Origin of the sequence: Micromonospora sp. NPDC047467, assembly GCF_040643095.1 — a bacterium.
In the GTDB taxonomy this organism is placed as follows: domain Bacteria; phylum Actinomycetota; class Actinomycetes; order Mycobacteriales; family Micromonosporaceae; genus Micromonospora.
This window is the reverse complement of record NZ_JBEYTO010000001.1, coordinates 969,828-992,563: the sequence shown is the minus strand read 5'-3', so window position 1 is coordinate 992,563 and position 22,736 is coordinate 969,828. Positions and strand designations below refer to the sequence as shown.

General features: G+C 72.5%; 19 protein-coding genes. 1 reads left to right on the top strand and 18 read right to left on the bottom strand.

Annotated features, from left to right (window positions below; all coding sequences use genetic code 11):
• Positions 1–201 precede the first annotated feature (201 nt).
• Positions 202–1,695 (top strand): FAD-binding oxidoreductase, encoded by a 1,494-nt coding sequence (locus tag ABZ780_RS04170; RefSeq protein ID WP_357484018.1) that lies wholly within the window; start codon positions 202–204, stop codon positions 1,693–1,695.
• Positions 1,696–1,846: 151 nt separating this feature from the next.
• Here ABZ780_RS04170 and ABZ780_RS04165 read toward each other — a convergent pair whose 3' ends face one another.
• The 18 genes from ABZ780_RS04165 to ABZ780_RS04080 all read right to left on the bottom strand — a co-directional run bounded on the left by ABZ780_RS04165 (position 1,847) and on the right by ABZ780_RS04080 (position 22,545).
• Positions 1,847–3,109: an IS256 family transposase gene (locus ABZ780_RS04165; RefSeq protein WP_357484015.1), complete on the bottom strand. Its 1,263-nt coding sequence runs from the start codon at positions 3,107–3,109 to the stop codon at positions 1,847–1,849.
• Between the two features lie 226 nt (positions 3,110–3,335).
• The gene (locus ABZ780_RS04160) at positions 3,336–4,115 is read right to left on the bottom strand and encodes a BTAD domain-containing putative transcriptional regulator (protein ID WP_357000502.1); all 780 of its coding nucleotides are present in this window, start codon (positions 4,113–4,115) and stop codon (positions 3,336–3,338) included.
• Between the two features lie 137 nt (positions 4,116–4,252).
• Positions 4,253–5,380: a hypothetical protein gene (locus tag ABZ780_RS04155; protein ID WP_357484012.1), complete on the bottom strand. Its 1,128-nt coding sequence runs from the start codon at positions 5,378–5,380 to the stop codon at positions 4,253–4,255.
• A gap of 13 nt (positions 5,381–5,393) precedes the next feature.
• Positions 5,394–7,739, bottom strand: a complete 2,346-nt coding sequence (locus ABZ780_RS04150) for a hypothetical protein (protein WP_357484009.1) — start codon at positions 7,737–7,739, stop codon at positions 5,394–5,396.
• Positions 7,740–7,750: 11 nt separating this feature from the next.
• Positions 7,751–9,187 (bottom strand): baseplate J/gp47 family protein, encoded by a 1,437-nt coding sequence (locus ABZ780_RS04145; protein ID WP_357000494.1) that lies wholly within the window; start codon positions 9,185–9,187, stop codon positions 7,751–7,753.
• A complete protein-coding gene (locus tag ABZ780_RS04140; RefSeq protein ID WP_357000491.1) occupies positions 9,180–9,683 on the bottom strand; it encodes a hypothetical protein in 504 nt (167 codons plus the stop codon). Before ABZ780_RS04140 ends, ABZ780_RS04145 begins: the two co-directional genes overlap by 8 nt.
• A gap of 1 nt (position 9,684) precedes the next feature.
• The gene (locus ABZ780_RS04135; RefSeq protein WP_357000488.1) at positions 9,685–10,008 is read right to left on the bottom strand and encodes a hypothetical protein; all 324 of its coding nucleotides are present in this window, start codon (positions 10,006–10,008) and stop codon (positions 9,685–9,687) included.
• A 10-nt stretch (positions 10,009–10,018) separates the two neighbouring features.
• Complete coding sequence (locus ABZ780_RS04130; protein ID WP_357484006.1) at positions 10,019–12,046, bottom strand: hypothetical protein; 2,028 nt, start codon at positions 12,044–12,046, stop codon at positions 10,019–10,021.
• On the bottom strand, positions 12,043–12,693 hold the full coding sequence (locus ABZ780_RS04125) for a hypothetical protein (RefSeq protein ID WP_357484003.1): 651 nt from the start codon (positions 12,691–12,693) through the stop codon (positions 12,043–12,045). The genes ABZ780_RS04130 and ABZ780_RS04125 overlap by 4 nt, the downstream gene beginning before the upstream one ends.
• A complete protein-coding gene (locus ABZ780_RS04120; protein WP_053659787.1) occupies positions 12,693–13,193 on the bottom strand; it encodes a hypothetical protein in 501 nt (166 codons plus the stop codon). Before ABZ780_RS04120 ends, ABZ780_RS04125 begins: the two co-directional genes overlap by 1 nt.
• A 2-nt stretch (positions 13,194–13,195) precedes the next feature.
• Entirely contained in the window at positions 13,196–14,674 is a 1,479-nt protein-coding gene (locus tag ABZ780_RS04115; RefSeq protein ID WP_357000480.1) for a hypothetical protein, read from the bottom strand.
• Positions 14,671–17,865 carry a hypothetical protein gene (locus ABZ780_RS04110; protein WP_357484001.1) on the bottom strand — a complete coding sequence of 1,065 codons (3,195 nt, stop codon included), beginning with the start codon at positions 17,863–17,865 and terminating at the stop codon, positions 14,671–14,673. Before ABZ780_RS04110 ends, ABZ780_RS04115 begins: the two co-directional genes overlap by 4 nt.
• Positions 17,856–18,110: a hypothetical protein gene (locus ABZ780_RS04105; protein ID WP_357000474.1), complete on the bottom strand. Its 255-nt coding sequence runs from the start codon at positions 18,108–18,110 to the stop codon at positions 17,856–17,858. The genes ABZ780_RS04110 and ABZ780_RS04105 overlap by 10 nt, the downstream gene beginning before the upstream one ends.
• A gap of 56 nt (positions 18,111–18,166) precedes the next feature.
• Positions 18,167–18,595 carry a hypothetical protein gene (locus tag ABZ780_RS04100; protein WP_334501355.1) on the bottom strand — a complete coding sequence of 143 codons (429 nt, stop codon included), beginning with the start codon at positions 18,593–18,595 and terminating at the stop codon, positions 18,167–18,169.
• A gap of 17 nt (positions 18,596–18,612) precedes the next feature.
• Positions 18,613–19,782 (bottom strand): hypothetical protein, encoded by a 1,170-nt coding sequence (locus tag ABZ780_RS04095; RefSeq protein ID WP_357483997.1) that lies wholly within the window; start codon positions 19,780–19,782, stop codon positions 18,613–18,615.
• Between the two features lie 77 nt (positions 19,783–19,859).
• Positions 19,860–20,801, bottom strand: coding sequence for a hypothetical protein (locus tag ABZ780_RS04090; protein WP_357000468.1), 942 nt, complete (start codon positions 20,799–20,801; stop codon positions 19,860–19,862).
• Positions 20,802–21,663: 862 nt separating this feature from the next.
• The gene (locus ABZ780_RS04085; RefSeq protein ID WP_357483994.1) at positions 21,664–22,029 is read right to left on the bottom strand and encodes a barstar family protein; all 366 of its coding nucleotides are present in this window, start codon (positions 22,027–22,029) and stop codon (positions 21,664–21,666) included.
• Positions 22,030–22,095: 66 nt separating this feature from the next.
• A complete protein-coding gene (locus ABZ780_RS04080) occupies positions 22,096–22,545 on the bottom strand; it encodes a ribonuclease domain-containing protein (protein WP_357483991.1) in 450 nt (149 codons plus the stop codon).
• Positions 22,546–22,736 lie beyond the last annotated feature (191 nt).

Genomic DNA, 22,736 nt, shown 5'->3' with positions numbered 1-22,736 from the left:
AACCTCACCAAACGCATCACCAACGAAACCACCCCAACCTGGCGAGACACCTGAAGACGGCATCACCCGCAAAATACGTGAATCAGACGCCCTCTCAGATCTTCGAAGAGCCCTCTGCACTTACGGTTGGTTTGCGCCTGATCAGAGGCAATGAGCCCTCTTGACCGATTTCGGCGTACCCCGATCGAGAGGACTCTGACCATGCGTGACCTTTCTCGTCGTGATCTGCTCAAGGCGACGGCCGCTGGCGCCGGAGCGGTCGCTATCCCAGGCGCGCTGGCGGGCAGCTCGGCGATCGCGGCCGACGGCCCCGGGTCCGGGTCCGGTGCGAAGTACCCCCCGGCGGAGCTGACCGGCCGCATCGTCCGCCCCCAGAGCCCCAACTACGCTGACGCGAGCCTCGGCTGGGACGAGCTCTTCGTTCACTATCCGCTGGTCATCGTCTTCGCCCAGGAGACCCGGGACGTGGTCAACGCCCTCACGTGGGCACGGCAGAACAACGTCGCGCTCCGGGTCCGCAGCGGTCGTCACAGCCTCGAAGGCTGGTCGAACGTCGACAACGGCATCGTGATCGACGTCAGCGAGTTGAAGAGCACCCACATCGACCCCGCCAGCCGCATCGCACGGGTCGGCGCCGGGCTCAGCCAGTTGGAGGCGGTCACCGCGCTCGGCGAGTACGACCTGGCGGCGACGACGGGAACGGAGGGAACCGTCGGCCTGTCCGGGGCGACCCTCGGCGGCGGCTTCGGTTTCCTCACCCGCTACCTCGGGATGGCCTGCGACAACCTGGTCGGGGCGGAGATCGTCGTCGCGGCGGGCGCCGACGGCGCGAAGGTGCTCGAGGTCGACCCGTGGAACCAGCCGGACCTGCTCTGGGCGCTGCGGGGAGCGGGCAACGGCAACTTCGGAATCGTCACCTCGCTCACCTACAAGGTGGCCCCACTCAAGAGCGTCGCCTACCTCCAGGCGACCTGGCAGGGCCTCGGCGACCTGCACGGGGTCTTCGACACCTGGCAGCGCAGCGCACCGTTCACCGACCCCCGCCTCGGCAGCCAACTCGAGGTCCACCGGAACGAGATCCTGCTGTTCGGAGTGCTCGCCGAAGGCTCGGAGGCAGAGGCCAGGCGGCTGCTGGAACCGATCCTGTCAATCGGCAGCCCCGAGGTGACGGTGCAGATCGGAGGCTGGGGCGAGACGTACGCAGGATTCCAGATTCCGACCGAGGACGAGCCTGCGAATTGGAAGTTCTTCTCGCAGTTCACCCGAGAACCGTTCCCGAGGCAGGCGATCAGCATCATCCAGGCGTTCATGGACGACGCTCCGTCGGACGACAGCAACTTCTTCACCCAGGCGTTCGGCACGGGGGCGCAGCGGCAGGAACCGTTCGGTGGCACGGCGTTCCCGCACCGCGACGCGCTCTTCTACTCCGAGCCCGGCGCTGGCTGGGGCACCCGCGGAGAGCCCAACAGCGGTGACGACGTCACCCCGATCGCCCAGACCTGGATCGCCGAGTTCAGCCAGGCACTGCGGCCCTACGTGAGCGGCGCCTACGTCAACGTGCCGAACATCGGCATGGCGGAATGGGAGACCGCCTACTGGGGACGCAACTTCGACCGGCTTCGCCGGATCAAGGCGAAGTACGACCCCCACAACGTCTTCCAGTACGAGCAGAGCATCCCGCCCGCGACACACTGACCGGCGCGGCGGCAGCGCCGGTCACGCCACCCACACGGCGGGGCCGCCCCACCCCCGCGCAGCCTTTGCTCTGCTTCAACCGACGCAACACTCAAGCGGCGTAGGGAGTGTGTCGATTTCCGTGTTTGGGCCTGTGGTGTGATCGAGGCTGTTAGATGGTGATCCGGTCGCCGTAGGCGAGGATCAGGGCGTTGAGGGCCTTGGCCCAACCGTAGACCCGGCCGGTGATACTCCCGCCGCCCTTACGTTTCTGCTGGACGACGAGGTAGAGGACCTTCATCGCGGCCTGTTCGGTCGGGAAGTGCCCGCGCCGGCGGGCGGCTTGCCGGAACCGGGCGTTCAGGCTCTCGATGATGTTGGTGGTGTAGAGGACCTTGCGGACCTCGTGGTCGTAGTCCAAGAAGGGCACGAACTGCGGCCAGGAGGTCCGCCACAGTTTGATGACGGCCGGGTACTGGTCGCCGAACTCGGCGGCGAACGCCTCGAAACGGGCCTCCGCGGCGGCGACGGTGGGGGCGGTGTAGATCTCCCGCAACGCGGGGGTGATCTTCTGCCAGTCCTTGCGGTTGGTGTACCGCAGTGACGCCCGTACGAGGTGCACGACGCACTGCTGGTGCACCGCGAGGGGCCAGACCTGCTCGATGGCGTCGGTCATGCCCTTGAGGCCGTCAGAGCAGACCATGAACACGTCCTCCACCCCGCGGTTGCGTAGTTCGGTGAGGTAACCGGCCCACTGCTTGGCGCCCTCACCGCCGGTCCCGGCCCACATACCGAGCACGTCACGTTCCCCGTCGAGGCTGATCCCGACCACGACGTAGACAGGCCGGTTCGCGACCTGCCCCTGCCGGATCTTCATCACCAGAGCGTCGATGAACACCACCGGATAGACCCGATCCAGCGGCCGCTGCCGCCAAGCCTCCATCTCCTCCACCACGCTGTCAGTGACCCGGCTGATCAACTCCCGGGACACGTCGGCGTCATACACATCCGCCAGATGCGCGGAGATCTCCCCGGTCGTCAGGCCTTTCGCATACAGCGACAAGATCGCCTCGTTGAACCCGTCCAACCGACGAACATGCTTGGGCACGATCCGCGGCGTGAACGACCCCGCCCGATCCCGCGGGACCTGAATCCGCACCGGCCCCACCTCGGTCTGCACCGTCTTCGCCCCGTGCCCATTACGGACGTTGACCCGCCGGCCCGACTCCTCGTCAACACCGGACTCGACGAGGTGAGCATCCAGCTCCGCACCGAGCGCCGACTCAAGGACGGTGCGGGTGATCCCCGCGAGGAGCCCACCCGGCCCGACCAACGACACTCCGTCAGCCTTGGCCCGCTCGACCAACTGCTGAGCGAACTCCACCTCAACCGCCGACGGTTCAGGAAGCTGAACCGCGTTCTTCTTGTCTGCCATGACGTAGTCCTTCCCGGACAGGATCAACGTCCTGTCCAACGGACCACACCCAGGTCAAACACGGAAACCTACGCAGTCCCCCACCAGGAGTTTGCCAAACAGCACCCTCCCAGCACTCATTAGGCCGTGGGGACGGTGGCCGCCGCCCCGGCCCGGTCGGGCGCGGAGACCGGCGGGAGCGGGAGCCGGCCGGGGGTGTGGGCCGGCGGGGCGGCGCCGGAGTCTTTCAGGGATACGGGACCGGGGCGCCGGACTTGCCCGCGCGCACGAGGTGCTCCAGCCAGGGCGTCGGTGCCACACCCAACTCCCGGCCCAGGTCGGCGCGGAACAGCTCGAACCGGCGTACCGCCTCGTTGATGTTGCGCTCGGCCAGGTGCACGGCGATCAACACGCGGGTGGCGCTCTCCCGCAGCGGCTCCAACTGCACGGCGGTCAACGCCACCTGCACCGCCTCACTGAAGCGGCCCTGCGCGGTGAGTCGTTCGGCGAGGGCCTCCAACGCGTACAGCCGTGTCTGGCGCAGCCGCTCCCGCTCGGTCAGCACCCAGTCGTCGTACCAGCCGGGCAGCAGCTCGCCGGTCGCCAGCGCCGGCACGCCGAGGCCGACGCCGACCGGTGACCCGCCGGCCAGCAGCGCGGCCGCCGCCGCGCCCAGAATGGCCACGTCGCTGGTCACCCCGGCGGCCAGGGCGAGCCGGTCGTCCTCGGCCACCAAAGGCTCGGGGGTGACCCGGTGCAGCCGCCACAGCATGGTGCGCAGGTTGGCCCGAGCCCGCTCCTCGTGGGAGCCGGGCCAGAGCGTGCCGGCGGCCTCCGCGCGGGCGCACCGCTGGCGTACGCCGAGGTAGGCGAGCAACCGGCGGGCGCCCTGCGGCACCGCGACCGACCGGCCGTCGCGCTCCAGCCCGAACCCGCCGAGCAGGCGCAGCACGTACCGGGGTGGCTGCCCCGCATCGGCCTCGTGCGGCGCGGTGCGGAGGTCGTGCGGCACCTCTTGAACAGCCATGCATGCGCCTTTCGCACCCGATCGAGCCGTGGCAGTTCCACGCTCGGGTGTGGAAGGTCGGCACGCCAGCGCAGTGTCGTCACACCGACCCGGCGAGCGGTGCGGATCGACCGTTCGCCCGAGTCGGTGACGGCCGTTCAGCGCAGCTTGCTCAGCGTCTGGGCGTACCCGGTCCACTCGGCGGCGTCGCCGACGTCGGCGCGTACCCCGGCTTCCTTCATGACCGCGAGCACCTGCTCGGGCTTCGCGTCGGCCAGCTTGCCGAGGGTGCTGATCCCGGCGCGGGTCAGCGCCGCACGGGCCTTGGTCGGCACCCCGGCGAGCATGGCGATGTCGGCGTCGGCGACGTTCTCCAACTCGGCCTCGATGCCGAGCGCCGCCGAGACCGCCGACGAGGCGCCGACCGTGGTCCGGACGATCGCTGCCTCACGCTCGCTCACCTCGCCGAACATCGCGTCCAGGCTCGGGTAGCTGGTGTCCGCCGGCAGCACCTTGAGCACGTCGCGGACCAGCCGACCGTCGGCCAACTCCTCCTCGCCGAAGAACCGGATGAACTCCACCAGCTTCACCTCGCGGGGAAAACGCTGCCGGACGTCGCTGTGCTCGGCGGCGTGGCGGGCGAGCTGGGCGGCACCGCGGACCTTCGGGCCGACGACCACGTCCACGCCGAGGGTCTCCACGGCGGGCAGCACGATGGTGCCGGCCTTGGTCTGCCAGATGCTTACCTTCTTGTCCATGAACATCGTGGTGCCCATGTACTTACCGAAGTCCAGCGCGCCGATGTAGTTGGGGATCTGCTCGATGGCGTGCGGGCCGAGCGTCACCTTGTTCTCGTGCACGGTGGAGTGCAGCCGGTTGATCTCGGCGCGGATCTCGTCGAGCAGCCGGCGCAGGCTCACCCGCATCGCGGCCATGCAGGTGAACGCCTTGGCCAGGTCGGTGCCGAGGTGGTCCAGGTCGTGCTCGATGCGGTGGAACCGCTCGTTGAAGCCCTGCTCGCCGGGGGTCTGTCCGGCCTGCACGACGTCCTCGCCGTCGACCCAGTCGGTGTGGGCGAAGGTGCGGGCGAACGGCGGCGGCGCGCAGCCCGGCTCCACCGCCGGGAACGACTCGGCGTAGCTGAACACCCGCTTCGCGGTGCCCACGTTCTCGTAGATCCAGGAGGCGACCAGCACGCTGGCGTCCGAGGGCGGGATGCCGTGCCTGGTGAACACCTCGTACAGCTCGGTGACGGTCATCCCGTCGTAGTTGATCTCGCTCGCCATGGTGGTGTCCCTCTCAGAGCTGGTCGTACACGCCGCGGTGCCGGCGCTGCTGGAAGGTGCGGAAGGTACGGGCCACCGCCGGGCGCAGCGGCTCGGCGGCGCCGTTGCCGTCGAGGTCGACGTGGTCGCGCCGGATGCCGAACGTGTTGATCTCCACGCCGAGGGGGCAGACTCGCGTCAACGCGTTCATCAGCCGCTCGTACTGCGCCAGGGTCAGCGCCACCCCGTCGGGCAGCTCCACCCGGAACTCGTACGGGTCGGTCAGGCCGGTACGCACATAGGAGAGCGCCACCACCGCGACCAGCCCGGCGTGGGTGGGGCGCAGGGTGGTCCGCGCGCCGACCGCCTTGATCTCCGCCGTGCCGCCGCCGAGTCCGACGGTGTACCAGCGGAACCCGGTGGCCCGGCGCTCGGCCAGGTTCAGCCCGGCCTGCGGCAGGCCGATCACGCTGCACACCAGCAGCACCCGGTTGCCCGTCTCGACAAGCGGCAGCGCGGCGGCGAGGTGCTGATCGCGCAGCAGCCCGACGAGCCGGGCCAGCCGGTCTCCGGCGGCCGGCTGCCCGGCGATCAAGGCGGAGGCCAGCGCCGCCGGCAGCTCGATGGTCTCCACCAACTCGTCGGGCAGGCGGTTGAGCGCGGCCACCACGGGCGCCGGCTCCCGTACCGCGGGAAGACCGGCGGCGGCCAGCACCTGATCGACCGGTTGCCCTGCCGGCCGGGTCGGCACGGCCGCCCACCGGGTGCGGGCGGCCGCGTCGGTCAGCGGCGTCCACGCCGGCTCCCCGGCGGCGGTCCAGGCCGCCCTGGCCGCGGTCAACCCGGCCAGCAGCAGCGCGTTGCCGCCCGGGTCGCCCGGAGCGTGGAACTGCGCCTCGACCGTCGCATCGGCGGCGACCGGCGCACTCAGCGGCGCGGTCACCGCCAGCCCTCGGGTGGGCAGGTGGGACAGGTACATCCGGGTGGTGCTGATCCGGTGCGTGGTCGACAACCCGCACACCCGCCACAGCCACGCCAGCTCGCCGTCGGCCGCCACGGTGGGCACACCGCGTGCGCGAGCGGCGACGATCAACGCCTCGGCGGTCCGGTCGGCGGTGACCGCCCGGCCGGTGTCCAGCACCCGGTTGCGCAGGTCGGTGGCCTGCGCGGGGGTCGGCCAGCTCACGTCCACACCGAGACCCAGCTCGTAGCGGCTGCCACCGGCGTCGTCCTGCGCCCGGGTCACCTGCCACACCACCGACGAGCCGAGCGCCCGGCACACCCGCCCGGCGCGGTCCAGGGCGGCGGCCAGCGGCGGTGCCACGGCGTGCCCGCTGTCGAAGGCGTACGACTGGCGCAGGCTGGCCCGCAGCGCGGTGACCTCGGCCAGCCGGCTCGCCGGCAGCGCACGGCCGGCGTGCGTGGTGTTGTTCGGCGGCGTGTTCGCCGGCAGCACCAGCCGGTCCCGGCGCAGCTGGGCGAGGAAGTTCGTGCGGTGTTGCGGATCCCCGGCGGCGACCAGCCGGATCGCCACCGCGAACCGGTCGTCGTCCTCGCGCAGGGTGAACCGGGCACCGCCGGGCAGGTCGGCGAAGAGCCCGGAGTTCGGCTCGGTGTCCGCGCCCGGCCCGTTGAGCAGTCGGCGCACCGCACCCGGGGTGGGCAGCAGGAACCGCCGGTAGAGCCCGAGCCGGTGGGCGTACGCCGAATCCGGCTCGCGGGCCGGCGGGGCCAGCCGGCGGGCGTACACCTCGCCGTTGGTCGGCTCGTGCACCAGCTCGTCGACGAAGCGGGCCACGCCGACGTCGGCGCCGATCCGGTCCAGCGCGTCGCGCCGGGCGTGCGCCAGGGTCCGGTACGCGTGCACCTCCCGGGCCGCGCGACGCAGCCGGTGCTTCTCGTACGACATCAGGTACAGCAGCCGCCCCAGGTTGCCCTCCAGTACGGCCAGCTCGACCAGCCCGCCGAGCGCCGCACCGGTGACCGCCGTGGCGGCACCACCGTCGACGGCCCGCTCGGCCGTCACCGCGACGGTGAACGGGGCGACCAGCGGCTCGTCGGCGGTGTCCGGCGCGTACGCGGGCACCGACGCGCCAGCGGCCGACCAGGGCGCGAAGACGACCGGCGGCAGCACGCGCTCGCCGGTGCCGCCCGGCGCCACGGTGACCGTCACCCGGACGGTCTCCTCGACCAGGTCCCGGCGCAGCACGACGGTGAGCAGCGGGTGTCGGCTGGTCCAGTCGACGGCGGCGGTGCCGGCGGCGGCGATCGGCACGACGACCCGCCGCACGGTGCCCGGGTAGGGGCCCTCCAACTGGTCGACGAGGTTGCGTTCGACGGACGGGTCGGCACCGTCCACGGGTACCCGGATGTCGGTCATCGCGCCCCCGCTCAGACGATCCGGAACGGCCGGGGATCGTCCCGGTCGACGTAGACGGGCACCTGGTTGGCGGCGAGCACCGCGTTGTCGCCGACGGGCAGCCGCTGCACCCCGTCGCCGGTCGGCGCGCTGCCGGTCACCACCACGGCTGAGTCGGCCGGGAAACGGACCAGCCGCAGCGAGCGGACGTCGGCGACACCTGGCTCGTTCATCAGCGTCCAGATCACCTCGGCCGCCCGGACCGGCTCGCCGAAGGGCAGCTCGTCGACGTAGCGGCGGAGCCGGGCGTGCAGTCGGGCGCGCAGCTCGGCGGCGGCCGTGGAGGCGTTCACCGTCTCCGTGGAGCCGGTGGGCAGCGGCAGGCCACGGATCACCAGGTCGGCCTCGACACCGATGCCGACCTCGTCGGCCCGGTCCACCGAGGCGAAGATGCCCACCGGGCGCAGGTCCTCGATGACCGACTCGACGGCGGCGTGCAGCCCGTCGGGGCCGTCCCAGATGGCCGCGGCGGTCGGCGCGACGAGCACCGTGACGTAGTACGGGTTACCCAGGTCACGTTCGGTGCTGAAGACCCGCTCGATGAAGTTGAAGTTGCCGAAGATGGACTGGTTGAGGTCCAGCCCGCCCCGGCCGTCGAAGACCTGCACCTGGCGTACGCCGGGGACGGTGGCCACGGCCAGGCCGATCGCCTCGGCCGTCCAGATGGAGCGGGGCGCGGCCAGCAGCAGTTGTCGGTAGCGGGCGTCGGAGACCTGCTGCTCGCCGCCGGTCAGCGCGATGGTGTGGGTGATCTCCACCAGCTCCTTGCCGGCGGCCTGCTCGGCGTCGTCCAGGTCGGCCAGCAGGGTGTCGGCCCGGTTCCACCGGTCGATCTTCTGGCTGGCCTGGGCGGGGTCCAGGTTGTGCGCCGGGCCGGGATAGAAGGCCGCGACGGCCGGCGTCCGTTCACCGACGGCGGCGGTGAGCACCACCGTCTCGTCCAGCGCGACGTGGTGCCCGCCGGGGGTGGAGAGCCGTGCGCCCCGGGGCAGCGTGAGCTGGGTGCGGCCGGTCGGCAGCGCGGCCTTGAGCTTCAGCTTCACCGTGCCCCGGGCCGGCAGGTATGGCCGGGGGATGCCGAGTTCCTCGCCGAGGCGGGTCAACGCGTCGGCGGTGGCCGAGACGACGTACGAGTTGTCGTAGACCGCGCCGAGCGCCGCCCACAGTCGGGCGTCCTCCAGGGCGGCCAGTTCGAGGACCTTGCGCAGGACGGCCCCGCTGGTCAGGTCGACGTCGTCGCCGAAGAGCAGCCGGGCGGTGGCGAGCTTCTCGGCGAGCAGCCGGGCGAAGGACTTGGGCACGAAGCCGGTCTCGACGATGCCGAAGCCGGTCGAGCCGGTGGCCCGCAGCGCGGCGGCGTCGACGGCGAGGACGTCGGCCAGCTCGGCCGGCAGGGTGGGATCAGACACTTGGTAGCTCCCCGAGATGCACCGAGAGTCGGTCGTCGGTGATGGTTTCGAACTGGACCTGCACCTGCAGGGTGCGCGAGGCACGCAGTGCGGCGCGGGCCGCGTCGTCGGTGCCGTTCGCGCCGAGCCGTCCGTCGTCGAGGTTCACGTCGACGATCTTGCGAACCCGGGGATCGCGGTCGAGCAGCGTGATGATGCCGATGCGTACCTGCTCGCGGATCAGGTTCGGCTCGATCTGCTCGGCGAGGGCGTTGAGCCCGTCGAAGCCGAAGGTGGCGTCGAAGACGTTCGAGCCGCGCAGCGTGGTCAGCGCCACGGCGAGGCTCTGCGCCACGTTCTGGGTGCCGGCGACAAGGGCCAGCACTCGGCCGTTCGGGCCGTCGTCGAAGACGACGTCGCGGGCCAGGTCCACGCCGGGCATGGTGGGTTCGAAGGCGAGGCCCCAGCCGAGGTACCGGCGCTGGGCGGCCTGCCGTTCCCGCTCGGTCCGGTCCATCTCAGACCGCCTTCAGCTTGCTCTGCCCGGCGCTGGCCGAGAGGGCGGGTGTGCTGCCGTTGGTGGCGCCGCTGAGGGTGTCGAGCGCCACACCGACGTTGCCGACGAGCAGCTTTCCGGCGGCGCCGGTCGCCGAGACGACGCTCTTGCATTGCATGGTGGAGTTGCTGTCGGTGATCGTGCAGCCGGTCACCGACTTCCCCGTGATGCCGTCGAGTCGGGTCACCTCGGCATCGGCCACGATCAGCTTCGCCTGCCCGGCCGGGGAGACCTTCCCCTGGGTGGGGCAGTGCACGTCACTCGACGTGGTGAGCACGAATGCCATGTCGTTCTCCTCAGTGGACGTTCATCGCGTTGCTGACCTGGACGTCGACGTCGTCGGCGGCGATGTTGACGGTGCCGCCGCTGATGTTCACCGCGCCGTTGCCCGCGTCCAGGTCGATCCGCTTGGCGGTGATGGTGATCGAGCCGTCCTGCTTCATGACGATCGACGACCCACCGGCGGCGTGCTCGATGGTTATGCTGTCGGCCACCCCGGCGCGTGCCGGGCGCTGACCCCGACCGTGCAGCTGATCCCGGCCCACCCGTACCGTCAGCTCCCCCAACTCGATGACCCGGTTGCCGTCGCCGTCGGTGAGGTCGTGCGTCACCTTGCCGGCGTGGTCGGCGGGCACCACCGTGTCGCCGATGGACGAGCGGCTGTTGGTGGCGACCCCGACCGGCAGTGACAACCACCAGTCCCCCGGCTCGGACACCGGGGCGTGCCCGGTGGGCCAGAGCGCGCCCACCTCCACCGGGTCGTCCGGGGCGCCGTTGCGGTAGGCCAGCGCCACCCGCGTCCCCGGGTAGCGGGGCAGGATCAGCCCGCACCCACCCCACGCGAACGGGGTCAGGTAGGTCACCCCGGGCAGCGGCGCGGGCTGCTCCCGGCGTACCGGCAGCCGGCGAGCGCCGTTGGGTCGGCCGTCCGGGCGGGCCAGCCCCTCCCACACCGTCTCGGTCTGCGCCGGCGGCTCGACCGCGCCGCTGGCGTTGGTGGCCGCCGCCCGGACCTCGCCGATCTCCAGGCCACGCGTCTCGCCCCGGGCCGCGCGGACGGCACGGCGCACGGCCTCGGCGGCGGCCACCCCGGGCGAGGACGCCGGGCCGGCCGGCTCGGTGGCGCCCACGCCGGAGGCGTCACTCCAGCTGTCCCAGGCCTGCGCGGGCGAGGCGACCTCCACGCCCTGCACGACAGTGACGAACCCGGCGGTACGCGACAGCGTGTGCCGGGCCGCGCTGAGGTAGAGCAGCTTCGCCCCGGCCCCCAACTCCCCGGTCGACGGGGCGAACGGGGCGGCGAACGAGCCGAGCAGCGCCGCGCCGACGCTGCCCAGCGTGGTGGCCTCGTCCACGGCCGGCGGGTCGAAGAGCACCACGTCACCGGGTTTCAGATCGGGGCGGCCCTTGAGGGTCAGCGTCCACGCCCGACGGCGCGGCGGCGCGGTCCCACCCGCCTCGGTGGCCGCGTACGGGTCGGTGTCCTGGCCGCCGCTCTCGGTGCACTCCAGCAGGCCGGTGGCGAGGGTGAGCGGCTTCGGCTCCCCCTCCGGGTACGGGATCGGCCGCTTGCCGACGTGCACGGTGCCGTCGCGGATCAGCAGCATCCCCCGCCCGTACGCGTTGAGCGACTGCTGCAACGCGCCACCGATGCGCTCCAGCGCTGCACGGTAGAGCAGCCCGGCGCCGAAGGTGACCCGCTCGTCGCCGGCCGCCTCACTGGCACCCCGGGTCATCGTGCCGTCCGGGTTGGCGCCCCAGCCGGTCACGTCGACCCGGGTCCGCTCGGCGACGGCGCGAATGGCGGCGGTGAAGTTCGCCGCCTCGAACCGCTCGGCGACCCGCTGCCCGAGCCGGGCGTACGCCTGTTCGACGAGGGTCAGCTCGGTGTCATACGTCCGCTCGCCGGTGAGCCGGCGCACCTTGGTCACCCGCAGCACGGCGACCAGCGCCTGGGTCAGCTCGGCCGGCGACGGGCCGGCGTTGACGCCGACCAGGTTGGTGAAGAACGCGCCGACGGAGGTGTTGGCGTCCCGCCAGTACAGGTGCAGTTTCGCCACCAGCGGCGGCTGCCCCTCGGCGGTGCGCAGCGCGGCGAAGTGTTCGTCGATCAGCCCCTGCACAGTGATCGTGTACGCGCCGGGGCCGAGCCCGTCGGGCAGCGCGGCGTCGATGGCCGCGTAGTAGTCCGCGCTGGAGAGGGTGAGCGCGGTGTCAGGGCTGAGGCCGGTCGGGGTTTCCCGGTGGAAGGTCAGGGTCCAGCCGGCGTCGTTGCCCACCGCGCCCTGGCGCACCTGACCGGTCTGGAACGGCGTGAGCGTCATCGCAGAACCCTCCGCAGCTTCTTGTCGAGCAGGTAGCGGTAGCGCAGCTTGCCGGGGCCCAGCTCGGATTCGACGCGCTGCGCGGGTGGGCGGCGACGCCAGACGAACTCGTTGATCGGGGGCGGCCCGAACTGGTCCACCGCCCGGTCGGCCCGACGCCACGCCAGCGTCAGCGACGAGCCGTAGTCGCCGGAGCCGCGTACCGTCCCGGCGTGCAGCAGCCAGCCGAGCACCACCACCTCGACGGCGACCGGGGCGGACCCGGCGGTGTCAGCGGGCGTGCCGGCGTCGGGGCAGACCCGGCGCAGGCCGGCGGCGACCGGCACCGAGCCGAGGATCCGGGTGCCCTGGCGGACGACCAGCCGCAGCGGCACCCGGCCGACCAGCGCCGGGGCCCGGGGTGTGGCCGGCGGTGCGGGCCGGGGCGCCAGGTCGTCGGCGGAACTGGTGACCACCGCCAGGGGGTCGGTGTCGAGCCACTGCCGGGCCAGGCCGGTGGGCAGGATCAGCACCGCGTGCACGCCCGCGCCGAGTTCGACGCGGTGCGGCAGGCCGGCGGTGAGGCTCTGCCGGACCTCGGTGAACCCGTCGGGCACCTCGATGGGGGTCTCCGGCAGCAGGTAGCGGTCGATCGGGAACGGTGGCATCAGTTGCCCAACCCGTCGGCGAGCGCGCCGACTCCGATGCTGGCCACGTCGAGCAGCTTGCCGAGCAGGCTGGGACGGGGCACGTGGACGAGGGTGATGGTGGTGTCCAGGACGTCCCGGCGGGCGGCCGAGGCGTTGAAGGTCAGCGACTGCACCTGCATGTCGGTGCGGATGGTCATCGACGTGACGAGGATCAGCCCGCCGAACTTCCCACCGGAGTACGCGGCAAGCGCGGTGCCGCGTTTGCTCGCCTCGGCCATCGTCTCCAGCGCGAACTTCCAGGCGTAGCGTTCCGCGCCGACGAGCACCCCGGTCAGCGTGATGGTGTCATCGTGGGTGGCCACGATGGCCTTGTGCGCGGTGGAGCCGATCGGCGGCAGGTGGTACGTCTGCGCGAGGGATATCGCGGTGACCGCCCACAGCGGGATCGGCAGCACCCCGTCGCTGATGATCGCCGACGGGACCGTGCCGTACCGCATGAAGCTGCTGGTGATGGCCATGCTCAGCGCCCTCCGGTGGGTGGCAGCGGCACCGGCGTACCGGTGGGTTCGACGGCCAGGCCCAGGTCGCGCAGCGCCTGGGTGATCTCGCGGACCTCGCCGGCTGCGCTGGTGACCCGCAGCCGCAGCCGGCGCTCCGCCATTGCCGCGCTGATCCGCGCGGGCCGGGTGGACGCGGAGCCGCGCCGGTTGATCCGGTCGATCTCGGTGGCGGCGTCCTCCATCCGGGAGATCGCGTCGAGGATCCGCGGGTCCGGGGTGAAGCCGGGGTCGTCGCGTTGCAGCCGCGTGATGGCGTCGCGGAAGTCGGCGGCGTCGCGACGCAGGTTGGTGGCCAGGTTCTCGGTGAGCGCGCTGACTCCGCTGACGCTGGCGGCCCGGTGCGACTTGTCGTCGATCAGCCACACCCAGCCGTCGTGGCCGATGCCGACGAGGTCGGTGCCGGCGACCTTGACGTTGGCGTCCGGCCCTTTGAGGAACAGCTCGATGCTGCTCAGCGAGAACGCCGCGCTGTACTCGCCGAGCACGCCCCGGCCGTAGGTGACCATGTCGTGGCGCAGGTAGGCGCGGAAGCCGGGGCCGTCGTCGGCGCGTCCGCCCCGGTCCCGGAAGCGTTGCCACAGGGTGGCCAGGGCCTCCGGGTTGTGCGCGGCGAGCTGCTGGGTGAGCCACGCGTCGCCGCCGGCCACCACCGCCCGCAGGTCCGGGTCGGCGATCCGCGCCAGGATCTCGGCGAGGCGGGCCTCGCTCATCTGCAGGCCGCGCGAGCGGGCCCGACCGAGGTCGTCGACGGCGGTACGCAGCCGGGCCAACTCGTCGGGGGTGAGCCGGCCGCCGAGCCGGGTCTCCAGGTCCGCGACGGCGGCCCGCTTGCCGCTCTCGGATTCGGCGGCCACCGCCCGCCACAGCGCCTGCGGCTCCAGCTCGGCGGCGCGGCGCAGCGCGGCCTGCCGGTCCGCCGGCATGGCACGGAACGCGTCACCGACCACGGCGGCCGGCTCGGCGTGCCGGCCGCCCGCGCCGCCGCCGGCCTCGAACTCCCGCAGCAACGACTCGGCGTACGCGGCGGCGTCGTCGGCCAGCCGCAGCGGTGCGTCCCCGACGATGCCGTCGCGGGGTCGGCTCAGCTCGCGCATCTCGGTGCTGAGCTGGTCGAAGTACTCGCCGAGGGTCTCCACCCGGACCCCCTCGGGCAGGGTGCCGCCGTCGAGCACGTGGTCGAGGATCGCGGCGATGTTCTCCCGCAGCACGGCGATCCGCTCCAGCCGGCTCACCGCGTTGCCCAGGTGCAGGTCGCCGACATCGTCGACGATGCGGCGGATGAGGTGCTCCAGCAGCCGGCGAGAACGCACCTCGCCGGCCTCGCTGTGCCCGGCCACCGTTCGCATGAACCGGCGCAACCGCGGGTTGGCGTCGGCGGCGGCGTGCACCGCCGCGGCGTCCAGGAAGCGGCCGGCGCGGAACCGGCGGGGCGGGGTCACGGCCGCACCACCGGGACGCGCGGACCGGCGGCGGCGGGTTGGGAGTCGAGCACCATGAGGATGAACCGGGCGCCCTCCGGGCCGCCGACCGCGCTGCGCAGCATCGCCTCCCGCTCCACGTACGCCAGCACCGGCTCCATCAGCTTCTGCACGACGCGTTCCAGCACCTCGTTGAGCAGGATCTCGGTGATGAACGCCTGCAGCAGGTCCCGGGAGGCCGCCTCGATGACCTGGCGGGCGACCCGGCGCGCCACGTACCGGCCACCGGCCCGCAGCCCGGCGCGCAGCCCGTACCGCAGGGCGACCCGGCCACCGCGCACGACCGCGCCGCCGATGGTGCCGACCTCCGGGATCAGGGACAGTCCCAGCCCGAGGTACGCGGCGAAGAGTTCCACCTCCACCTCGGCGCGGGTCAGCACCAGCTCCGGGTCTATCAACGCCCCGTAGAGCCGCTCGCGCCGGTGGGCGTGGATCACGTCGCCCACGGCGACGGCCACCCCGACGACGAAACCCAGCGGTGGGCAGAGCACCGACAGGGCGATGATGCCGACGGTCAGCGCGAACGTCGACAGCGCCTGCCGGCCGAGTTCACCGCTGAACAGGTCATCGACGCCGAGGGTGTAGTAACTGCTGCCGCCGAAGAACTCGCCGAGCTGCTGGTGGGTGACGAGGTGGATGCCCTGCAGTGCGTACCGGCCGCCGGGGATGGTGGCCGACGGGATGTGTTCGCTGATCCGGCTGGACCGGAACGCGAACCCGGCGTCTTCCCGGGCGCGGTCGAGCATCTCGGCGTTGTTGCGCCGCATGTCCTGCAGCACCCGCCACAGCTCGTCGCGGATGGCGCTGCGGTCACCGGCGAAGCGGGCCAGCACGTCGGGCAGGTCGGCGATCTGCTTGACCAGCGGGTCGATGCCCTCGGCCTCGCCGCGCTGGATGACCATCGCCTGTTCGATGTCGGCGACGGTCCAGAGCACGCCGTGGGAGTCCCGGATGCGGGTCACCCCGTCCCGCTCGACGATCTCGCCGGCCGCCCCGGCGCTGGTGAAGGCGGCCTCGGCGGCGAGGAACGCGCCGGCGAGCGAGTGCGCCGCGCCGTACCAGGCCGTGGAGGGGTTCACCAGGCTGGCTGTGGCGAGTGCCTCTCCCCCGGTGCTGGTGTAGGTCAGGAGGGTCCGGGCCGCCTCGTGCCGACGCAGCCGGTCCCGCAGTCCCTGCAACTCGACGTAGTCGGTGAGCTGGGAGACGATCAGCCGCTCGAAGATCGGCGCGTACGCCGGGAAGTTGGTGATCCGAGCCTGGATGCCCTGCCGGGAGGTGAGCAGCAACTGCACCAGCATGGCCTTGTTGCCGATCACGAAGATCGTCCCGACGGCGTCCTTCACGGCCGGGGTGAACCTGTGCAGGAAGTGCAGGTTCCAGGCGGCCGGGTGCTCGAACGAGGCGCTGCGGATCCGGGCCCAGTGCTCCGGCTTGCGATAGACGGCCATGATCCGCTGGGCGAGGTGGTCCAGCCGGGGAACCACCCCGGCGAGGTGACGCAGGAACTGGATGGCGGGCGAGGCGACCGGCCGGAAGTCCAGCGGCCCGAGCCGACCGGTGCCCTCCGGAACGGGCCGACTGAACGCCTCCCGTTCCGCCGTGCCAACGAGTACGCCGATCGCGGCGGCCCGGGCGCGCAGCACCGCGGCGGCCTGTAGGCAGAAGGTCGCCGGGTAGCGGCACGGTTGGTTCATCTGCAGGCGGAACGCGATGTCGTCCATCAGGCGACGCAGATCGTCGGCGTCCGCGCCCAACGCGTCCAGGTCGGGTTCGCCGTTGAGCGACCCGCACGCCGGGATCTCCGCCCGTTCGCCGGTGACCAGCGGAAACCGGCTCGCCCCGGCGCCGGGTGGCGCGCTCGGGACGCTCGGGTCGAAGACGAACCCGCCCCGTGGCGTACCGCCGGCTCCGGCACCGGACCCTCCCCCGGCGTCCGTACCATCGCCCGCCCCGGTGCCACCGCCTCCGTCACCCGTGCCACCGCCGCCATCAGAGCCAGTGCCGCCGCCCGCCCCGGTGCTGGTGCCGCCACCGGGTGGCGCGTTGGGGTCGACCGGCGTCGTGGGGTGCTGCTCGACGCTGATCGGCAGCAGGTTGGCCCGCCCGGTCCAGTGCAGCGTCGCATCGGTGGCCTCGGTGCCGACCAGCAGCAGCGACGTGCCACCCACCTGGACGATGATCAGGCTGGTCGGTGTCGCACCGCCCAGCGAACCGAGGATCCCTTCGACGCGCCGGTTCACCTCCGCCTCGACGGCCCGCTCGATCTGCGCCGCGTACTCCTCGGCGGTGGTGGTCTCACCACGCGGCTGCGCGGTGCGCAAACGGGTCCGGATGTCGGCGCCGATCTCCTCGTCCACCATGGCCACCAGCGCGGCCCGGTCGGCGACGGGTCGACGGTCCACCGTGCCCGGCTGCGGGCTGGGCGTACGCGCCTCGATCTCGAAGTGCGGTTGCGGGGTGGCCCGGAAGACCGTCTCGCCGAACCGGTCGAAGGTCAAGTACGACAGCGGCGTGGTGGTGACCATGACCAGCCACACCTGCCGTCCCTCCGGGCTGGTGACGCGGGCGATGACGCCGTGTGGGGCGCCCGACGGCGGGGCACCGTGCTGTCGGACCGCCTCGCGGGCCAGTTCGGCGAAGTGACCGACCAGGTCGGTGACCGGGAGCAGCTGCCAGTCGTAGCGCATCGGCGGTGGTTCGTCGCCGTCGACCGGCACCTCGGCGGCGTCGCCACCGTCGTCGTAGGACGGCACACGATAGACGGCCAGCAGGTGGCGCATCCGCTGCGGGTTGAACAGCTCGGCCGGCGGCCGGCTCAGCGGCGCGGCCACCCCGGCGGGCAGCCCCGGGTCCAGCCGGGCGGCGGCCACCACCTCGTCGATGCGCCGGCGCAGCCGGGCCTCGAAGGCCCGCCGGTCGTCCGGGGACACCCGCTCGCGGCCCGCGCCGGTCCAGCGGAACTCCGGCGCGTTGGGGCGTACCTCCAGGTAGCCGCCGCGTGGCGCGACCACCTCGCGGCGGGAGCGTTCCAGGGCGCGGGCCAGGGCCGCGCCGAGCGCGCCGGTCACCGCCTCCGGCCGCTCGGTCACCGAGTGGGCGTCCAGCCGGATCCGCACCGGCACGTGCACCGAGATGGCCACCGTCAGGCCCACCCGTCCAGGTGCTCGGCGAACCGGGCCAGCGCGAGGTCGGCGAGGGCGTCGGCGTCGACCGCGCCGCCGGCCGCGACCACCTCGATCTCCACCGGGAAGTGGTACGCGATGACCGCGCGGTCATCCTCGGCCACCTGCTCGGCCTCGGCCTCGCTGCCGGCCGCCGGCAGCACCAGCTCACCCGCGTGCACCAGGGCCAGCCCGGTACGGGTGACCCGGGCGGCACGGCCAGCACCGGTCGCCATCTGCTACCTCCGGTCGATCGTGGGCGGGCTGTCGTGGGCGGGCTGTCGTCGGCGCGTCAGGGCAGCACGGACTGGTCGCCGGTCTTCGGGTCGACGGTGGCGGCCAGGCTGAAGCCGCTGAACGTCGCCGCCGGTGCGCCGGAGATGGTGGCGGTGGTCGGTGTCGCGCTGGTGATCAGGCAGTCCCGCAGCACGAAGGAGGAGAACGACCAGTCGTCGCCGGTGTGCTCCAGCAGCGCGATGTCGAACAGCTCGCCGTCGAGGGCCAGTTTGGTGAGCCGGCCGGCGACATCCCCGATCGCCTTCACGGTCATCGTGAAGTTCATCGACACCGGCGCGTGGATGACTCCCAGGTGGGTCACCTCGCACGAGTGCAGCGCCTCGACGTTGAGCGAGAAGGACGGGCTGAACGAGTCGATCGGGCTGATCAGCACCGTCTCGGTGCCCTTGGTGTACTGCACCGCGAGGCGGGTCTTCCACTCCATGGTCTGGTTCCTCCGGGTCAGAACTTGGCCACGAGCGTGACCAGCAGGCGGCTCACGGCCGGGCCGTACGTGACGGTGACGACCAGGTCGACCGTGCGGTCGGCCCGGGCGGCGGTGACGATCGAGGTGTCGGTGGCGGTGCGGGCGACCTCGGGGATGCTGAGGATCTCCAGCACCGGGATCTCGATCCGGTAGTCGTCGATCACCGCCTGTCGCTTCAGCGGGCCGAGGATGCCGTCCACCTGGGTCTTCAGCAGGGTCATGCCCGGCTTGGTGATCCGGGCGTCGCCGACCAGGCCGATCAGGCCGGCGCGGAGCATGAACTCGATCTGGTCCAGGGTGCGGACCAGGTCGACGTGCAGCAGGCTCGCGTCGGTGGTGAAGAGCCTCCCGTCGGCGAAGTGCAGGCTCTCCCCGGTGATCAGGGTCGGGTCGATGATCGGCGTGAGGTTCGCCTCGGACAGACCCTTGATCTCGGCCGGGCTGTACTGCTTGGCCACCGGGATGGCCACCCCGCGAATCTTCTTCAGCACGATGCTGTGGTGCACCGGCAGCCCGGCCACGGCGGCCATCGCGGCGGTGGCCGCGTCGCCGTCCGCGCCCCGAGCCGCGATCATCAGCATCCGGCTGGTGCTGCTCTTGAGCGGGTTCGCGGCGGCGGTGATGTCGGCGACGTAGGTGGGCACCTTCTCGGTGGCCGGGTTGACCATGGCGAAGCCGATCCGCCGCTGGCCGGCCGCGGACATCGTCTCCACGTGCGCCTTGAGGGCGTGCAGACCGGTCGGTGCGCCCGCACCGGCCGGGTTGCCGACGCTCGTCTCGTTGGCCAGCGACACCATTGTCACGTCGTCGGCGGCCTCCAGGGCGCCGAGCGCGGCGGCGTAGTCGTCGCCGGCGACCTTGACCCCGTACACCTTGGCCGGCCGCGGGTCCTGTAGGAACGCCAACTCCAGCGAGTTGTAGAGGGCGTTGCGGACCACGTTGCCGGCCTGCCGGCGGGCGAAGTTGGTGACCGCGTCGTCGAGGGTCTCGATCCGGACCGGCGTGTTCGCCGGTGCCGAGCCTCCGTCGGCGGTGGACGGCGCCTTGCCGACCACGGCGATGACGCCGGGTGAGCGCTGTGCCAGCGGCGCCGGTGGCGGCACGATCCGGACCTCGATGAACGGGAATGCTGCTGTCGGTGCCACGGGTCCTCCCGGACGGAGTTTCTGCTGTGGTCGGTGGGCGACTCCCGGCCGCTGCGGGCTGCCAGCGGCTGGGAGTCTCAGGTCGTCACGGCGGCGAGCCCGATGCCGCTGCGGGCGAGCCACTGGCCGGCCCGCGCGAACCGGGCGGCCCGTTTCTGCGCGTCGGTGCCGGTGTCACCGCCGGGCCAGCCGTCGTCGTCGAACGTCTCGATGGGCACCACCCAGACGGCGACCACCCGGTGTCGGCGCCGGACGTCGTCCGGCGCCGGCACGTCCAGCCCCAACTCCTCCGCGCGGGCCCGCACGAGCCGCGTCTCGACGAGCAGGTCGGCCAGGGAGAAGCCCCGGTCGCGGATCAGCACGGCGGCGGCGAACGGCAGCGGACGCGGGGTGGGTGGTGCCGCTGGCGGGGCCGCGTAGCGCAGCTTCACAGTGGCGCCGGCGACCTGCCCGCGCATCCTGGCCACCAGGTCACCGGCGGTCGCGGCCCCGACGCCGGCGAGCAGCCGGTCCAGGTGCGCGTCGGTGAACGCGGCCGGCTGGTGCAGGCCGGCCCGCAGCCGGGCCACCAGCCGGGTCCGGCGCTCGGTCTCCAGCACCGCCGGGTCGGCCGGCAACGCGCCCAGGTCGGCGACGATCTGCGGGTCGACGTCGAAGGCGGGCACCGCCACGTCGAGGTCCTCGACCCGGTCCCGGGCCGCACTGGTACGCACCACCAGGCTGCCCCGCCACAGCGCGTCGATGCGCAGCGCCGACCCGCCGAGGCCGTGCAGCCGGACCCGCAGCTCGGTACGGGTGGTGCCGCCGGAGCCCAGCCACTCCCCCTCTGCCAGGGTCACCGGCGCAGCGGCGAAGCCGAGGGTCAGCTCGTCGAACACCGCCGCGTACGGCGGTGCGACAGGCATCGCCTCGGTGTCGTACGCGGCCTCGACCAGGTGGGCCAGCGAGTCGTCGTCGAAGACGGCGGCGCGGGTGCCCGGATCGGCCAGCCGCACCAGCACACCGTCGACGAAGTCCACCGCACCGGCCTCCCCGCTGCCCGCGCCGGGGCACGCCGCCCGGCTCGGCACGAGGATCGCGAAGGGGCCGTCACCCGACCGTCACCGCCACCGTCACCGCACCCACCGGAGGCCCCGACTGTCGGGAACTGAGCACCCGCACAGCGATAGCGCCCCGCCCCCAGGCCACCGAAGCGGCAACCGCGGCCACACCGCGCAGCGCACCCCGACGCAGCGCACGGTCAACGCAGCACACCCCCACGCGGCCCGGTCGGCGCGGCGTGGCCCCCAACGCGGCGCCGGTCGACGTGGCGTGCTCCCAACGCGGCGCCGGTCAGCGCAGCCTGCTCCCAACGCGGCGCCGGTCAGCGCAGCCTGCTCCCAACGCGGCGCCGGTCGACGCAGCCTGCCCCCGACGCGGCTCCGGTCGATGCCTGCCGCGCCAGGTCGGGGTGTCGGCGAGGCGGGGCGCGTCACCGCGAGCGCAGGCCCAGCCAACGCCCGGGCTGCGCGCGCAGCGGCCCGGCCAACGCGTGGGCCCGGCCAACGCACAGGCCCAGCCAACGCACAGGCCGGCCAACGCGCAGGCCCCGCCAACGCGCGGGGTGCCGGTGTCGCTGTTGAGCGTGATGTCACACAGACATCAAGATGTCTGTGTGACATCACGCTCGTACGAGCATGCCCACTCCCACACCGTCACGCTCCGTGAGATGCCATCCGCACCGAGTGACTCGCGGCTGGCGGAGCCCCCCGGCGGCGTCCCGGCTACGTCGGCGACGAAGCGATCCTGTCGGCCGGTCGGCGCCGGACGCCATCGCGGCTCGTGGGAGCGGGACGGCGCGAGGCTCGTGCGAGAGTCCCCCGTTCGCGGCGGCGGCAGCACTCAGGAGGGTGAGGCGTCGTGCAGGACGACGCGCAGCGGGTGCGGGGCGGTGGCGGCCAGGTTGCCCAGCACGGCGAGCAGGAGGGCGTACTGGCCGGCGGGCTCGTCGGCGAGCAGTTGGCCGGCGTCGTCGATCAGCAGGGTGAGCGGGCCGGCGTCCAGCCGGTCGCGCAGCACATCGGCGAGGGCGTCCCAGGTGCTTCCCAGGTGGGCCGGCAGGGCCAGCACCGCGCTCAACACCGCGAAGAGCGCCGGTCGGGTCCGGGTCGCCGCTCCGGCCAGCACCGCAGCGCCCGGCACCTCCGGCGTCCCGTTTCGGCACACGGTCAGCCACTCGGGCGGCTCGCCACCGCTCGGATCGACCATCACGTACCTCCTGATCTGGCCCGGTCGCCGGTGCCGGCCGGTCGGGACGGTCGGCACCGGCGTTGGTCAGAGCCGGTAGAAGTCGGTGTAGTGGTTGGGCGAGAACCAGGTGACCCCGGTGCTGCGGTTCACCACGATCCGGTACGCGTCCCGGGCGGCGCCCTGGGTACGCGGGTAGACGTCGTACTCGTAGTAGGTGGCGTTGGTGGGCAGTTGACCCTCGTAGTTGTAGAACCGGCCGCCGGCGAAGTTGGATTTGCCGCCGCTCCAGGAATACCAGGCACGGCTGGTCGGGAAGCCCTTGGCGGACCATCCGGAGCGGGCGGTGCGGGCGTCCGCGCAGCGGCTGATGGTGCAGGAGTTGTAGACCGCCGCTGACGCGGAGTCGGTCAACCGAGGGGTCACCACGGCCGGGCCGACCAGCGTGGCGGCGACCATGGCGAGGAGCAGGGCGAGGGTGGTGGTACGCCGGCGGATCGCGCCGAGCGTGGCCAGCGGGGACACGAGGGTGGGCACAGGCTGCCTCCAAACCATCCGATCCATCGATCCGTGTCGTTGTCGGATCGGGACCAGTCTCACCGCTGTCGGCCGACAGCAACACCCCTCGACGCCTCAACGGCTCCACAATGCTGGCTGAACCCTTGATGGTGGCCCCGCCGGGTGACGGCGTGGCTACGGGCAAATCGGTCACCGGTTGTTAGCGTGAA

Coding starts and splice junctions, on each gene's coding strand:
- ABZ780_RS04100 (WP_334501355.1), bottom strand. CDS start 18,595: ATGGAGTGGAAGACCCGCCTCGCGGTGCAGTACACCAAGGGCACCGAG.
- ABZ780_RS04120 (WP_053659787.1), bottom strand. CDS start 13,193: ATGGCCATCACCAGCAGCTTCATGCGGTACGGCACGGTCCCGTCGGCG.
- ABZ780_RS04170 (WP_357484018.1), top strand. CDS start 202: ATGCGTGACCTTTCTCGTCGTGATCTGCTCAAGGCGACGGCCGCTGGC.
- ABZ780_RS04165 (WP_357484015.1), bottom strand. CDS start 3,109: ATGGCAGACAAGAAGAACGCGGTTCAGCTTCCTGAACCGTCGGCGGTT.
- ABZ780_RS04150 (WP_357484009.1), bottom strand. CDS start 7,739: ATGACCGACATCCGGGTACCCGTGGACGGTGCCGACCCGTCCGTCGAA.
- ABZ780_RS04125 (WP_357484003.1), bottom strand. CDS start 12,693: ATGCCACCGTTCCCGATCGACCGCTACCTGCTGCCGGAGACCCCCATC.
- ABZ780_RS04105 (WP_357000474.1), bottom strand. CDS start 18,110: ATGGCGACCGGTGCTGGCCGTGCCGCCCGGGTCACCCGTACCGGGCTG.
- ABZ780_RS04135 (WP_357000488.1), bottom strand. CDS start 10,008: ATGGCATTCGTGCTCACCACGTCGAGTGACGTGCACTGCCCCACCCAG.
- ABZ780_RS04140 (WP_357000491.1), bottom strand. CDS start 9,683: ATGGACCGGACCGAGCGGGAACGGCAGGCCGCCCAGCGCCGGTACCTC.
- ABZ780_RS04085 (WP_357483994.1), bottom strand. CDS start 22,029: ATGGTCGATCCGAGCGGTGGCGAGCCGCCCGAGTGGCTGACCGTGTGC.
- ABZ780_RS04160 (WP_357000502.1), bottom strand. CDS start 4,115: ATGGCTGTTCAAGAGGTGCCGCACGACCTCCGCACCGCGCCGCACGAG.
- ABZ780_RS04155 (WP_357484012.1), bottom strand. CDS start 5,380: ATGGCGAGCGAGATCAACTACGACGGGATGACCGTCACCGAGCTGTAC.
- ABZ780_RS04130 (WP_357484006.1), bottom strand. CDS start 12,046: ATGACGCTCACGCCGTTCCAGACCGGTCAGGTGCGCCAGGGCGCGGTG.